Consider the following 14448-nt stretch of genomic DNA (forward strand, 5'->3'; position numbering starts at 1 on the left):
GCGCTGTAGGCGCAGGTTTTTGTTGTGTAAACTGTATTTTTTATGTGTCAATGTTCGCATAAACAGCATTTTTCTCAATAAATTCTCTTCTAGGCGGTACTTCATCGCCCATAAGCATTGAGAAAACACGATCTGTTTCGGTCGCATTATCTATTTGTATTAGACGAAGTGTTCTAAACTCAGGGTTCATGGTTGTATCCCACAATTGCTCAGCGTTCATTTCACCAAGACCTTTGTATCGTTGAATACTTACACCACCACTGTAGCTATCTGCAATTTCGTCACGCTCTTTATCACTCCAAGCATATTGTTTTTTTTGTCCTTTTTTAACTAAGTATAAAGGCGGGGTAGCTATATAAATATGTCCGCTTTCTACCAACTCCCTCATGTAACGGAAGAAGAAGGTTAAAATTAAAGTTTCAATATGACTACCATCGACATCGGCATCACACATGATGACCACCTTATGATATCTTAATTTAGAAAGGTTCAATGCCTTACTATCTTCTTCGGTACCAATGGTAACCCCCAAAGCAGTATACATATTTTTAATTTCCTCGTTTTCAAAAACCTTGTGTTGCATGGCTTTTTCAACGTTCAAAATTTTACCTCTTAAAGGCAGAATAGCTTGGAAGTTACGATCACGACCCATTTTGGCAGTACCACCAGCCGAATCTCCCTCGACAAGAAATATTTCACATTTTTCAGGATCTTGCTCTGAACAATCTGATAGTTTACCAGGTAAACCACCACCGCTCATTACATTCTTACGCTGCACCATTTCACGCGCTTTAGAAGCTGCATGTCTAGCCTGTGCTGCAAGAATAACTTTTTGAACGATAATTTTAGCATCGTCTGGGTGCTCTTCAAGATAATTCGTTAACATTTCTGAAACTGCCTGACTAACAGCTGCTGAAACCTCGCGGTTACCTAATTTTGTTTTTGTCTGACCTTCGAACTGAGGTTCTGATACTTTTACAGAAATGATCGCCGTTAAACCTTCACGAAAATCATCACCTTGAATTTCGAATTTCAGTTTATCTAACATACCTGAAGCATCTGCATATTTCTTCAACGTAGAAGTCAAACCTCTTCTAAATCCAGATAAATGCGTACCACCTTCGTGTGTATTAATATTGTTTACGTAAGAATGAAGATTCTCGGTATAACTCGTGTTATAAATCATTGCTACTTCAACAGGGATGTCATTCTTTTCCCCTTCCATTGCTATGACATCTTTAATCAAAGACTCACGGTTACTATCTAAAAACTTAACAAACTCTTTAAGACCTTCGTTAGAGAAGAAAGTCTCACTAACGTATTCTCCTTTTTCATCTTTCTGACGTTTGTCTGTGATGCTAATAGTAACACCTTTGTTCAAAAATGAAAGCTCACGCATTCTATTTGCCAAAGTTTCGTAACTATATTCTATTGTTTGTTGAAATATGGTATCATCAGGATGAAAAGTTACCTCAGTACCTCTTTCAGTGGTTTCTCCAATACGTTTAACAGGATATAGTGCCTTACCTCTAGAATATTCTTGCTGCCAGATAACCCCGTCTTTGAATACCTTTGCAGATAAATGATCCGAAAGTGCGTTAACACAAGAAACACCTACACCGTGAAGACCTCCAGAAACTTTATAAGAATCTTTATCGAACTTACCACCCGCACCAATTTTGGTCATTACAACCTGTAATGCAGATACACCTTCTTTTTTGTGAAGATCAACAGGAATACCCCTACCATTATCTCTAGTAGTTACGGAATTATCTTCGTTTATTATTACGCTTATGGTGTCGCAATGCCCACCCATAGCCTCATCAATAGAGTTATCGACTACTTCATATACCAAATGGTGCAAACCACGGACCCCAACATCACCTATATACATGGATGGACGCATACGTACGTGCTCCATACCCTCTAAGGCCTGAATACTATCTGCCGAATAATTTTTCTTATTTGCTTCTTCGCTCATAAAATTAAGGTTGTTTTACTTCAAATTTTGCAATCTTACAAATATACGCAATACCCCATGAAATATAGACTTTCTAGCAATTGCATAGCGTAAGTTATCAACAATGATTGTGGAAAATTACCAGATTTAGCTAAATATGCAGAACAGGCATAACTATTGATACCGCATTTTGTTTAAGGTCAAATTCAATTACTCCTTTTTGTTTATAATACTTGCCGCAATTAAATTCAAAAAATCATCTAGCTATACACAGAACCTCTCAAAAACAGACTGTTTATTAGAACATTCTTAACATTTGCATGGTAGAATTAACTGCATTAAAATCAATGTGTGCGCTATCGATGTATTCTAGCTTTTATTAAGATTTCATTTACATATGACCTTTAACTTAGCTATATAATCTTAAAACAATATATCATGAATGAAGATCAATTTAAAGGGAAATGGAATATAGCAAAAGGGAAGCTTAAACAACAATATGCAGACCTTACCGATGACGACCTAACATACGCTGAAGGTAAATCTGATGAGTTATTAGGTAGAATTCAAGAAAAGACCGGAGAGTCGAAAGAGAAATTAAAGAAAATGATAAACGATCTATAGTTTATCTAAAATTAAAAAAAGTAACCCCGTCTATAAAATAGACGGGGTTTTACAATAGATAAAATGACTAATTCAAACCCTATTGTTTAACGTATGCTTCACTGTGTACATTAGCAATTGCTCTACCAGAAGGGTCATTCATATTTCTAAATGCTTCATCCCATTCTAAAGCTATAGCTGTACTACAAGCTACACTTGCTTCTTGCGGTACGCTCAATGCTGCAGCATCACTAGGAAAATGCCCTTCAAATATTGTTCTATAATAATACTCTTCTTTGTTTAATGGTGTGTTGATAGGAAAGCGGAACGCCGCATTCTTTATTTGCTCGTCGGTAATCTCGTTGTTTACCAATTCTTTTAGGGTATCGATCCAACTGTACCCAACACCGTCACTAAATTGTTCTTTTTGTCTCCAAGCTACACTTTCAGGAATCATATCTTCAAACGCCTTACGAACTACCCATTTCTCCATACGCTCGCCATTGATCATTTTATCTTTAGGATTGATGCACATAGCAACATCCATAAATTCTTTATCTAAAAATGGTACACGTCCTTCAATTCCCCAAGCAGCCAAACTTTTATTCGCTCTTAAACAATCGTACATATGTAACTTATTTAATTTACGTACCGTCTCTTCATGAAACTCTTGTGCATTTGGGGCTTTATGAAAATACAAATAACCTCCGAACAGTTCATCAGCCCCTTCACCAGACAATACCATTTTAATACCCATCGATTTAATAACCCTTGCCATTAAATACATAGGCGTAGAAGAACGGATAGTGGTAATATCATAGGTTTCTATGTTATAAATAACATCTTTAATAGCATCTAAACCTTCTTGTATAGTAAATTTGATTTCGTGGTGTATGGTACCTATATGATCAGCAACTTTTTTAGCCGCTGCCAAATCTGGTGATCCCTCTAACCCGACAGAGAAACTATGTAGTTGTGGGTACCAAGCATCGGTAGTATCGCCACTTTCAATTCTTTTTTGAGCGTATTTTTTAGCAATAGCAGAAGTTACTGAAGAATCTAAACCACCTGATAATAATACCCCATAAGGCACATCAGACATTAACTGTCTGTGAACTGCAGCTTCTAATGCTACTTTAATTTCTTGTATGCTGGTAGCGTTATCTTTAACCGCATCATACTCCATCCAATCTCTAGAATACCATTTTTTGAATTCTCCATCAGAACTATGTAAATAATGACCTGGAGGAAATAATTCTATTTTAGTACACGTACCTTCTAAAGCTTTCAATTCTGATGCCACATAGAACGTTCCGTTTTTATCCCACCCTATGTATAATGGAATAATACCCATATGATCACGTGCTATAAAATATTCATCTTTTTCAGCATCATAAATAGTGAAACCGAAAATACCGTTCATCTCATCTAAGAAATCAACTCCTTTTTCTTGGTACAAAGCTAATATTACTTCACAGTCAGACTCCGTCTTAAAATCGTATCTACCTTCAAACTGCTTACGTAATTCTCTATGATTATATATTTCCCCATTGGCCGCTAATATAAGCTTACCATTCGGACTCAATAATGGTTGTTTACCAGAAGCTGGATCTACAATAGCCAAACGCTCATGCGCCAATATGGCTTTATCATCTGCATAGATACCACTCCAATCTGGACCTCTATGCCTTATTTTCTTCGACATCTCTAAAAGTTGAGGTCTAAGTACCTCAGTACTTTCCTTAACATCAAATGCACATACTATTCCACACATAATCTAATTATTATATCAATTCGAATACAAATATCATTTTATTGTTTCAATTAACAAACACATATGTACATTATACTTACAAATTATAATCATAAAATATATTTTAGGTTCTATTTGACATATATAGCATCTAATTCATGTTTAAAACGTGATGAAATGTAACAATCAAAAATTTAACTACTTTTTATTAATAGTACTGTAAGGAACTGCTTAGTTTTATGACCTAGAAAACCAAAACAATGATTATGAAAAAAGTATTTACACTTGCAACACTAATGTTCACCTTAGTTTTAACGACTTCGGTATCGGCTCAAGACTTTTCTGGAATCGACAAAAGCCCTATGGATATGGCTGCTTACCCTACAGATTATAAAGTATCTGAAAAGGCAGTTCGTATTATTTACGGAAGACCACAATTAAAAGGTCGTTCTATGGAAGAATTAGCTCCAACAGGAAAAGTATGGAGAACTGGTGCTAACGAAGCTCCTGAAATTACATTTTACAAAGATGTTATGTTCGGAGGTAAAGCTGTTAAAGCCGGAACGTATTCTTTATTCACCATACCTGGTGCTGATGAGTGGACAGTTATCTTAAACAAAAAATTGAACCAATGGGGTTCTTATTTCTATGATGAAGCTTCTGATGTTGCTCGCGTGACGGTACCTAATGGAACTGATGCTGCGTCTCTTGAAGAATTTTCAATCGCCTTCAAAGATCTTAACGGTGGTGCTCAACTAGTAATGGGTTGGGACAAAACAAGAGTTGCAGTTCCAATTACTATGTAATTCGAAACACAACACATTAAAAAAGCCTCGGTCAATGACCGAGGCTTTTTTTTTACCTTCTTTTTTTTATCGAACTACGCCGTTTACAAAAGTCTGCTCTGCACGGATCGTCGGTATTTCTTCTACTGGTACTGTCATCATATCTTTATCATAAATGACAAAATCTGCGACCTTACCTGCTTCTATACTTCCTTTTTCGTTTTCTTCAAAATTGGAATACGCTGCCCAAATGGTCATTCCTTTTAAGGTTTCTTCTCTAGACAAAGCCTCTTCCATTTGAAAACCTCCTTTTGGATATCCGCTTGTATCTTGTCTAGCTACTGCTGCATAGAATGTCAAGAACGGACTCACATCTTCCACCGGAAAATCGGTACCTAGTGCTATTGTCCCTGCTTTCTTCAATAATGTTTTGTAGGCATAAGCCCCTTTTACTCTATCCCCTAAACGATCTTCTGCCCAATACATATCGCTTGTTGCGTGTGTAGGTTGTACTGAAGGAATAATACCATCTTCAAAATAATCGAAATCACCCTCGGTCAATACTTGGGCATGTTCAATTTTCCAACGTCTATCAGATTTACCTTGTAGCACATTTTTATAAGCTCTTAATACGGCAATATTAGCGGAGTCGCCAATAGCATGTGTATTCATTTGATATTCTGAATTCGCCAGTTTTTTAGCCAAAGCTTCGATATCTGCAACGGGAGTAATCATCGCCCCGAAATGCCCTGGCAGGTCACTATATTCTTCTTTTAAAGCTGCTCCTCTAGAACCTAATGCTCCGTCGCCATATACTTTTACCGATCGCACATTCAATCGATCTGTTTTTATAGGGCCCTTATTTATAAAGTAATCTACATCTTCTTTATTGTTGCTCACCATGGCGTAAATTCTAATAGATAATTCACCTGCCTGCTGTAAGCTATCGATAAGCTCAATGGTACTTCTATCTAATCCCGCATCATTTACAGTTGTTAGTCCGTGGTTCAGGCTAATTCTTTCTGCATCTTTTAACGCCCTAATTTTATCTTCTAGAGACGGCGCTGGCATAATACTATCTATAAGTGACATTGGGTTATCTACTAAAATACCTGTAATACCAGAATAGCCATTTTCCCATTTTTTTACAATTTCGCCACCTTCAATTTTGGTACTCCAATCGATACCAGCCATATCTAATGCTTTTTGATTGACCAAATAAGCATGACCATCTACACGTTCTAATGCAACTGGTATATCAGGAAAAATAGTATCTAATTGTGCTTTTGTCGGAAATTCTTTTAATTCCCAATCATTCTGATCCCAACCTCTACCTCTAAGAAAAGACTTTGGGTTAGCTGCATGAAAAGCTTGAACGCGTTCCAATACTTCATCAAAACTTTTAGTACCGACTAAATCTACCAACTGCTGGGTAAGTCCTAATCCGTAAAAATGGCAATGGGCATCTATTAAACCTGGTGTAATTGCTCTACCATCGGCATCGATTATTTGGTCTGATGTATAAACATCACGAATTTCTTCTGTTGTACCTACGGCAATAAATTTACCGTCTTGCACAGCAAAAGCCTGAGCTTCAGAAAAAGCATCATCTACGGTATAGACTTTAGCATTTACGATTACCAGGTCGACTTTCTCCTTCATGAGTTCGCAACCAGACAATAATACGAGTAGAATTGGAAGTAGTTTTTTCAAAACAAAATATAGTTAGTTAGTAAAATCATCAACCAAGGCTATAAGCGCCTCTTTGAATAATTACTGAAAACTAAGTATTTTTTCGGAAAGATTTAAATCTTTATTCAACAGGTTTTTGGCGAACACCCAAAATGTCACTGGTACCAATGGCAGAATAAGTTTCTCCCATAATTTTATCTTCTTCGACCATTAGCACAAAAGAAACGCGCTTTAAACCTTCAAAATTCACATTAAAATTAATACCCTTATCACTTGCTACCACATCTTGACCAGTAAGTATACCGGTACTTAATTTAACGGCTACTTCATAAAAATCTTTATTCTTGGTAATAAAAAATACACCTTTTTCATAAGGCGCATCTACATTAGACATACGATAATTCCATACTCCTAAAACAGCGTCGTTAACTACTGTTTGTTCTATAAGTTGTTGACTAGTTGTTTCTGTAACATCTAATTTTACGGAAGAAAAGGAACAAAAAGCTAAAATCAATAGCGCTCCTTGAAGTATTAAATGCGTGAATTTCATTAATGGTGGTGTTTAACTATCTATCTTTAACGCCGATATTATTTTAATATTTTAAATAATTGTCAGGTTTTTACTACATTACTATTTTTGTTTAGCAATCCAATTATTTATTTTCTCTTCCAACAATACCAAAGGTAAACTACCTGAGTCTAAAACTTGACTATGAAATTTTCTAATATCAAATTTGTCTCCCAAGGCTTTTTCAGCCTTCGTTCTTAGCTCTCGAATCTTCAATTGACCTATTTTATAAGATAAAGCTTGCCCTGGGGTAGCCATATATCTTTCTATTTCAGCGATTATACTCTCCTCAGATTCTGCTTCATTATCTAAAGAGTATTGAATTGCTTTTTCTCTGCTCCATCCTTTTGCATGAATACCTGTATCGACTACCAATCGAATTGCTCTATGCATCTCCATACTCAGCATACCAAAATACTGATATGGGTCTGTATAAATGCCCAATTCCTTTCCTAAAGATTCTGCATATAACGCCCATCCTTCTACAAAAACACCCATACTCTCAGGGTGTAAAAACTCCGGAAGCTCATTATTCTCTTGCTGTAGACTTAATTGAAAGTGATGACCAGGTATAGCTTCGTGCAAAAACAACGCTTCATCATGCACCATGTTATAACTTTTTACATCGGGAATCGGAACATAGAAAATACCCGCTCTTGATCCGTCTTTTGAACCTGGCACATATTCTGCACTTGCCGATGCCTCTCTAAATGCTTCTGTTCTTCGCACATTAAAACCAGCTTTTGGTGTTACCGCGAACAAAGAATCTATACGCAAAGCAATACGGTCGTTAATAGTATTAAAACTTTCAATAACTTCTTCTGGTTTTGAAAAAGGCATCAGTTCTTTTTTATTACGAAGCGAATTAAAGAATGATTTTAAGTCTCCCTTAAACCCAATTTCATTTTTGACGGTTTCCATTTCTTTAGAAATACGAGCTACCTCAGACAACCCTAATGAATGAATTTCATCAGCAGTCATGTTTGTGGTCGTATGCAATCTTATTAAATATTGATAGGTTTCTTTTCCGTTGGGCAGGTCTAATAGTCCGTCTGTATCTCTGCAAGCAGGTAAATACACTTCGGTTAAAAACTGATTTAATTCTACATATTTAGGGGTCAGTTTTTCTTGAATGAAATCTTCATAATTACTTTTTAAAATATCCATATCAACATCAGACAGTCCGTCAGGGAAATTCATTATTGGCTGATAGAACAGGTTTTCTTCAATCGGAACATCAATAAACGATTGTACCTGAGGTAGCATTTTTAAGGTCAGCACTTTTGGTAGTACCGCACCTTTATCCATACCTATTTTCATCTTCTTAATAGACGTATCTAAAAACACCAAATAATCTTCTAACCTACTTAACCAATTATTATAATCTTCAATACTCTTAAACGGCTGCACACTTGTACCACCAGCCAACTGGGCAATATATAAATGCAACGATTGTATTTGAAAAAGTGGCATTAACTCAAAGTTCGGCAAATCGTAGATTGGGGAAGCAACCGTTACTATCGGGTTCATAACACCTTCTAACTTCACCGTACAATCCCACTGCATAACGCGCATGCTCATATAATCTGCAGCACTCAAATTATCAACATTATACTGCCCTAACTCCTCTAAAAAATAGGTGTATCGATCTTTTAAATGTAAAATGTAATCATCAGAAATGTAATTGGCTATCGTATCATTATAGGTCGAAAATCCGGCTTTAGTAGCCTCTATGGGGTTGATGCTTTTCTTAAACTCGTAAAACTCGGTAAAAACCTCAGCAATAGGTTTCGTTATGGCAATCTGTTCTTGTTTAGGAGATTCTTTACAAGAAGAAAAAACGGCAACGAATAATAGAAGCCAAAGTGTACGAATCATAGTATTAGAATTTATATTGAAAAATACAAATTCTAATACTATTACAAGAGGTTTATCTACGGAATTCTAAAAACCGCTTATTTTTTGGATTTGGAACTCCCCTTCTCTTTAATTTTAACGTAAATCAACTTTTTACGACCCTTAGAATCTTCTCTTCTTTCAATCTCAAAATGCGGAATGGAATTGATAAGCGGCGTCAATTTTTGGAAACCATAGTTACGCGAATCGAAGTTTGGTTGTTTCTTCTGTAATAAACTACCCACATCACCTAAAAATGCCCAACCATCATCATCGGCAACATCATCTATAGTAGTAGCAATAAAACGCAATGCTTTAGGTGTAATCTTATCAACAGTATTTTTTTCTTCGGGAGTTTTATCTGCAGCATCAGAAGATTCTTCTTCTGTTCTACTTTTTAGAATTTCTATATAAATAAATTTATCACAAGCTACTATAAAGGGATTCGGAGTTTTACGCTCACCAATACCAAATACCTGCATGCCTGCCTCTCTTAATCGAGTAGCTAAACGCGTAAAATCACTATCACTACTAACAATACAGAATCCGTTTACCTTACCGGTATACAGAATATCCATAGCATCGATAATCATGGCAGAATCGGTAGCATTTTTACCTTGGGTATACCCATATTGCTGAATAGGTGTGATCGCATTTTCAAGCAAAACATTTTTCCATTTCCCTAATCTTGGGTTGGTCCAATCGCCATAAATACGTTTAATGGTTGGATTACCGTATTTAGCAATTTCCTCCATCATTTCTTTTACATAGGCTGACGGTATATTATCGCCATCTATCAATACTGCTAAATTTAAATCCATTTTGTAGTGTTTTATGTAAAGGTAATTTGATTTCTACTTGAATAGTAATATGTTACCAATAAAGTTAAAAATGATTTTTTTACTGTCGATTATCAGCTTTTATAAAACTAATGAACAAAAACATGGACTAAATAAACGATGTTCGAATGCAATAAAAAAATTAAATTTTCAATATAAATAGTCGGTAAAAAATATAAATTCATGTTTTTTTAGACTGTGTTTTCTCCAGAAATTTTTCGAGTAAAAAAGTAAAGTATAGCATCCACTCATTTTATCATTAACTTGTTGATTGAAAAAAAAACCAGAACACATGAAAAATAGTTTCCCTCTACCGTTGCTACTACTATTATTAGCAGTTATTACTTCTTTTTCTAGTTATGCGCAAGAAAAAGAATACTACGAACTAAAAACCTACACCGTAAAAAATGACACCCAAGAAAAAATGGTCGATGACTATTTGAAGGATGCCTACATGCCTGCTTTAAAAAGAATGGGTATTAAAAATATTGGCGTGTTTAAGATGAGACCAAACAAATTTAAAGTCAGCGATAAAATATATGTATTGATCCCATTTAAATCTTTGGCGGAGTTTGAAAAATTAGAAGCCCTGTTAGCGGTTGACAAAGCACACCTTACTTCGGGTGCAGATTATATAAATGCTACGCATGACAAAAAACCATTTGAAAGAATCAGTTCTGTACTGTTGCGTGCTTTCCCAGATATGCCTAAAATGAAACCTAGTGAAGTTGAAGGTTCAAGAGCCGATCGAGTATATGAATTACGTAGTTACGAAGGACCAACGGAAGCTATGTACCGTAGAAAGGTAGCTATGTTCAATGAAGGTGGAGAAGTAGAACTATTTGAAAGTTTAGGATTCAATGCCGTATTCTATGCCGATGTTATCTCTGGTGATAAAATGCCCAATTTAATGTACATGACCACTTTTACGACTATGGAAAAACGTGATGCACTTTGGAAAGATTTCGTTGATTCTGATAAATGGAAAGAAATTTCTGTGATGGATAAATACCTTAATACGGTTAGCCATGCAGATATCGATTTGCTGTACCCTACCGAATATTCTGATTACTAATCGGCTTTACTTAAAATAAATTCTACACGCCGGTTGAGAAATCTACCGGCTTCTGTTTCGTTTGTTGAAATCGGTTTTGAACTACCAAAGCCTTTAGTGGTGATTCTAGTTTTTTTTATTCCGTTTTCAACTAAATAGGCAACCACTTCTGAAGCTCGCCGTACAGACAAGCGACTATTAAAAGAATCTGACCCAATACTATCCGTATGCCCGAAAATATGAATATCAGTATCTGAATTCGTTTTTAAATAAGAAAGTAGCGACTCCATTTCTTGCTGGTGGTCGCCTCTTATTTTAGACTTGTTAGAATTGAAATAGACATCTTTAAATATGTGCACACTATCTAATTTGTATTCTTTTAGCGCTGTAACCTCTGAGTTTTGATATTTTGATTTCACATTCGATACTGAAACCATATCCAAATAATAGTAAGAACCTTTGGTAATTTTTCTTTTTGTTTGATATTTCTGTGTCCGTTTGTTGTTTTTAAAATTACCGATGATCATATAATTTTCTGTACCAGTGGCTTCAAACTCTGTGGTCAGTTTTACCCATTTGATTTCATCTGAATAATATTTCGAATAGGATATTTCTAGTTCTTCAGATATTTGGCCTTTCATCTTAGAGAAATGCAAGCCAGATAACACCTTGGTAGTTTCTACGGCAACCGGAAACTCAGCAAACCGGATGCCAAATTCTTTTACAGCGAAATCTGACCGTTCTGCCAAACTCACATAGAATGAAACAGCGTACCGCTCTCCTTTTTGCAATGTTTTACTCAGTCTTGCTTGAATATATTCTCGATAATCGTTGGGTGCATACATGTAGAAACCAACATACCCGACCCCGAAGTCTGCAGGTTGCTTCCCATTAAAATTCTCTGGTGTACCCATGGCGATACTACAACCGTTGAAATAATCGGTAGAACCCAGTGTAGGCATGTTCCAATCAATTACATCATTTTCAAGATTACCAAGTTTTTCGGGGCAATCAATAAATTTTTCAAAGCTAGGGTTACGTACCAAATTTTGACCGATTCCAAAATAAGGCATACTGAGTATCATTATTATTAAAGTTCCAAAATGTGGTATTTTAGTAGACATGTGCTTTATACAGAATCTCTAAAGTACAGAAATCTTATAAAATTATATTACTGACCTAAATGCAAAAATCCCTCCTCAATACTGAGAAAGGATTTTTGTCACCAAACAATCTAACCTAAACTTAATTTTTTTAGTTGTTATATAAGTATAGTGAAGCAGCAGACATTAGATCATTACTAATTGCTGGTGCCACGTTACCGTTCGTATTCAATGCATCTGAAAAAGCTAGAACTTTACCATTACCAATTTCTGCAATAAATACTGTTTTTGTTTTGTGGTCATATGCAACATCTATAGGGTTACCCATTTCAGTCAATGAACCTGCAACTCTTGTTTGATCAGAAAGTGAAAGAGTTCCGCCGTTATCCAAAGCAGCCAATTTACCGGCAAAATCTTGAGTCACTTGAAAGCCGCCATCTGTATTTGCATCTGCAGCATCACCTATATCGGTCATTACCAATACGTCATCAGCCTCGCTATAATCGATACCATGAGTTCTTACAATACCATCAACTGTAATTCTTTTAGTTGGTGTAATTGCACCATCCGCAGAAAAGGCAGTTAAGAAATTATCATACACAGCCAAATCACTTGTAGAGTCTACAACAGCTAATAAGGTGTTGCCCATAAAAGTGATTCCCCATGTATTAAAGCCAGCATCAAAAGTATTTAACAAACTAAAGCTAGAACCATTGTATTCATATACGTAAAACTTATTTTCTGTATTACTTGAAACTACCACCTTGTTACCAAAAACAGCAATCTCTCGAGGGCTAGCCAATTCGGCACCACCAGCAAAATCAGCAACAATATTCGCTAAATCTGTAACAGCAGTAAAACTACCGTAATACTCCAATGCCATACCTGATCGAGAAGCTTGTATTAAGGCATCGTTCATTGCATTATAGTAAATACCCTCTGTTGCGTCTGAGGCTGTAGCTATGGTTTTCGTCAAAACTCCCGTACCATTATATACACTAACATTACCATTGGCAGTGCTTGTTACATAAAGTCTAGTTGCTCTTGCATCGCTAGAATCGCCTATAATACCATCAGTTTCATCACTACTAAATTGAATAGATGAGGCCATTGCTAAATCTTTATTGAAAGACGGAGTTAAGTTTCCACCAGAACCGATAGAAGTAAATCCTAATACTTTTCCGTTTCCTATTTCAGAAACATACACGGCATTGGTTTCAGAATCATAAGCAACATCAATAGGGTTACCCATTAGGGTAGAAGAACCTGCAACTCTAACTTGCATACCGATCGGTAATAATTCGCCGTCTGACAACGAATCAAATTTAGAAGAGAAATCAGAAATAATATGAAAACCACCATCGGTATTTGCATCTGCGGCATCACCGATATCGGTCAATACCATAACATCATCAGCACCATCATAAGTAATACCATGTGTTCTTACAATACCTTCAATAGTTACTCTTTTTGATGGTCTTAAAATGCCGTTTAGAGCTTTAGAAAGAAAATCATAATACACCGCTAAATCTCCTGTTGTATCAACTACAGCATATAAATCATCGCCTTTAAAAGTAATACCCCAAACCGGGAAAGGAACCTCAACTGTGCTAGTAAGTGTAAATCCGCTTCCTGTGTTTTCATACACGAAGAATTTGTTCGCACCATTATCGGCGACAACAAAAGAACTGCCGTTAACCGCTAATTCTCTCGGACTCTCTAAATCTGCAGAACCTTTAAAGGCTGCTAAAACTTCAGCACCATTAACCACAGTACTTACATTAGAGAAAGCTTCTATTTGTAGCGCACTTCTAGAAGCTTGGTAAACTACATCAGCGGTGGCATCATAATATATACCTTCAGCAGCGGTAGTCGATGTCATCAATGTAACTAAAGAATCGCCGGTTATACTGTATCTTGAAATACTTCCGTTTTCGTTATTGGTTACAAATAGATCTGTTCGACGACCTAAAACCGTCATACCTTCTCCGCATGGCTCGCACATAGATCCACCACAGTCAATGCCGGTCTCGTCACCATTCATCTCTCCGTCATCACAAGCGGCTACTGGCGTACCATCTACCATGACATCGTCGTCGTCACTACATGAAGCTGCAAATAATGCGCTTGCTAAAATTGCTAAATAAATTATAGATTTTTTCATATGATATTATTGATTTTATTAGTTGAATCAA

At 36.2% G+C, this 14448-nt stretch carries 11 protein-coding genes; 3 read left to right on the forward strand and 8 right to left on the reverse strand.

Features of this window, described 5'->3' with window-relative positions; genetic code table 11:
• Window positions 1–40 precede the first annotated feature (40 nt).
• Window positions 41–1981 carry a DNA topoisomerase (ATP-hydrolyzing) subunit B gene (gene gyrB / locus ACEN2N_RS01235; RefSeq protein WP_441822630.1) on the reverse strand — a complete coding sequence of 647 codons (1941 nt, stop codon included), beginning with the start codon at window positions 1979–1981 and terminating at the stop codon, window positions 41–43.
• A gap of 417 nt (window positions 1982–2398) precedes the next feature.
• Between gyrB and ACEN2N_RS01240 the strand changes: the two genes are divergently transcribed.
• A complete protein-coding gene (locus ACEN2N_RS01240; RefSeq protein WP_299796683.1) occupies window positions 2399–2584 on the forward strand; it encodes a CsbD family protein in 186 nt (61 codons plus the stop codon).
• Between the two features lie 79 nt (window positions 2585–2663).
• Here the strand turns inward: ACEN2N_RS01240 and asnB are convergent, their stop codons facing one another.
• Window positions 2664–4337, reverse strand: a complete 1674-nt coding sequence (gene asnB / locus ACEN2N_RS01245) for an asparagine synthase B (protein ID WP_441822631.1) — start codon at window positions 4335–4337, stop codon at window positions 2664–2666.
• A 245-nt stretch (window positions 4338–4582) separates the two neighbouring features.
• Between asnB and ACEN2N_RS01250 the strand changes: the two genes are divergently transcribed.
• Window positions 4583–5122, forward strand: coding sequence for a DUF2911 domain-containing protein (locus ACEN2N_RS01250; RefSeq protein ID WP_441822632.1), 540 nt, complete (start codon window positions 4583–4585; stop codon window positions 5120–5122).
• Between the two features lie 66 nt (window positions 5123–5188).
• On the opposite strand, the gene ACEN2N_RS01255 is transcribed toward ACEN2N_RS01250, so the two are convergent.
• From ACEN2N_RS01255 to ACEN2N_RS01270, 4 genes are all read right to left on the reverse strand, one after another.
• Entirely contained in the window at window positions 5189–6814 is a 1626-nt protein-coding gene (locus ACEN2N_RS01255; protein WP_441822633.1) for an amidohydrolase, read from the reverse strand.
• A 100-nt stretch (window positions 6815–6914) separates the two neighbouring features.
• The gene (locus ACEN2N_RS01260) at window positions 6915–7343 is read right to left on the reverse strand and encodes a hypothetical protein (protein WP_441822634.1); all 429 of its coding nucleotides are present in this window, start codon (window positions 7341–7343) and stop codon (window positions 6915–6917) included.
• Between the two features lie 81 nt (window positions 7344–7424).
• Window positions 7425–9239: a DUF885 domain-containing protein gene (locus tag ACEN2N_RS01265; RefSeq protein WP_441822635.1), complete on the reverse strand. Its 1815-nt coding sequence runs from the start codon at window positions 9237–9239 to the stop codon at window positions 7425–7427.
• A 77-nt stretch (window positions 9240–9316) separates the two neighbouring features.
• Complete coding sequence (locus ACEN2N_RS01270; RefSeq protein WP_441822636.1) at window positions 9317–10078, reverse strand: NYN domain-containing protein; 762 nt, start codon at window positions 10076–10078, stop codon at window positions 9317–9319.
• A gap of 310 nt (window positions 10079–10388) precedes the next feature.
• On the opposite strand from ACEN2N_RS01270, the gene ACEN2N_RS01275 reads away from it, so the two are divergent.
• Window positions 10389–11171 (forward strand): NIPSNAP family protein, encoded by a 783-nt coding sequence (locus ACEN2N_RS01275; RefSeq protein WP_441822637.1) that lies wholly within the window; start codon window positions 10389–10391, stop codon window positions 11169–11171.
• On the opposite strand, the gene ACEN2N_RS01280 is transcribed toward ACEN2N_RS01275, so the two are convergent.
• Both ACEN2N_RS01280 and ACEN2N_RS01285 read right to left on the reverse strand, forming a co-directional pair.
• Complete coding sequence (locus ACEN2N_RS01280) at window positions 11168–12274, reverse strand: OmpA family protein (protein WP_441822638.1); 1107 nt, start codon at window positions 12272–12274, stop codon at window positions 11168–11170. The two genes, ACEN2N_RS01275 and ACEN2N_RS01280, sit on opposite strands and share 4 nt — an antisense overlap.
• 130 nt (window positions 12275–12404) lie before the next feature.
• Window positions 12405–14417 (reverse strand): hypothetical protein, encoded by a 2013-nt coding sequence (locus ACEN2N_RS01285; protein ID WP_441822639.1) that lies wholly within the window; start codon window positions 14415–14417, stop codon window positions 12405–12407.
• Window positions 14418–14448 lie beyond the last annotated feature (31 nt).

The sequence above is a fragment of the Maribacter spongiicola genome (genome assembly GCF_052119685.1).
GTDB classification, from domain to species: domain Bacteria; phylum Bacteroidota; class Bacteroidia; order Flavobacteriales; family Flavobacteriaceae; genus Maribacter; species Maribacter spongiicola_A.

Bases quoted from the DNA above. Each gene is read 5' to 3' on its own strand.
- gyrB (WP_441822630.1), bottom strand. From the start codon at position 1,981: ATGAGCGAAGAAGCAAATAAGAAAAATTATTCGGCAGATAGTATTCAG.
- ACEN2N_RS01240 (WP_299796683.1), top strand. From the start codon at position 2,399: ATGAATGAAGATCAATTTAAAGGGAAATGGAATATAGCAAAAGGGAAG.
- asnB (WP_441822631.1), bottom strand. From the start codon at position 4,337: ATGTGTGGAATAGTATGTGCATTTGATGTTAAGGAAAGTACTGAGGTA.
- ACEN2N_RS01250 (WP_441822632.1), top strand. From the start codon at position 4,583: ATGAAAAAAGTATTTACACTTGCAACACTAATGTTCACCTTAGTTTTA.
- ACEN2N_RS01260 (WP_441822634.1), bottom strand. From the start codon at position 7,343: ATGAAATTCACGCATTTAATACTTCAAGGAGCGCTATTGATTTTAGCT.
- ACEN2N_RS01265 (WP_441822635.1), bottom strand. From the start codon at position 9,239: ATGATTCGTACACTTTGGCTTCTATTATTCGTTGCCGTTTTTTCTTCT.
- ACEN2N_RS01270 (WP_441822636.1), bottom strand. From the start codon at position 10,078: ATGGATTTAAATTTAGCAGTATTGATAGATGGCGATAATATACCGTCA.
- ACEN2N_RS01275 (WP_441822637.1), top strand. From the start codon at position 10,389: ATGAAAAATAGTTTCCCTCTACCGTTGCTACTACTATTATTAGCAGTT.
- ACEN2N_RS01280 (WP_441822638.1), bottom strand. From the start codon at position 12,274: ATGTCTACTAAAATACCACATTTTGGAACTTTAATAATAATGATACTC.
- ACEN2N_RS01285 (WP_441822639.1), bottom strand. From the start codon at position 14,417: ATGAAAAAATCTATAATTTATTTAGCAATTTTAGCAAGCGCATTATTT.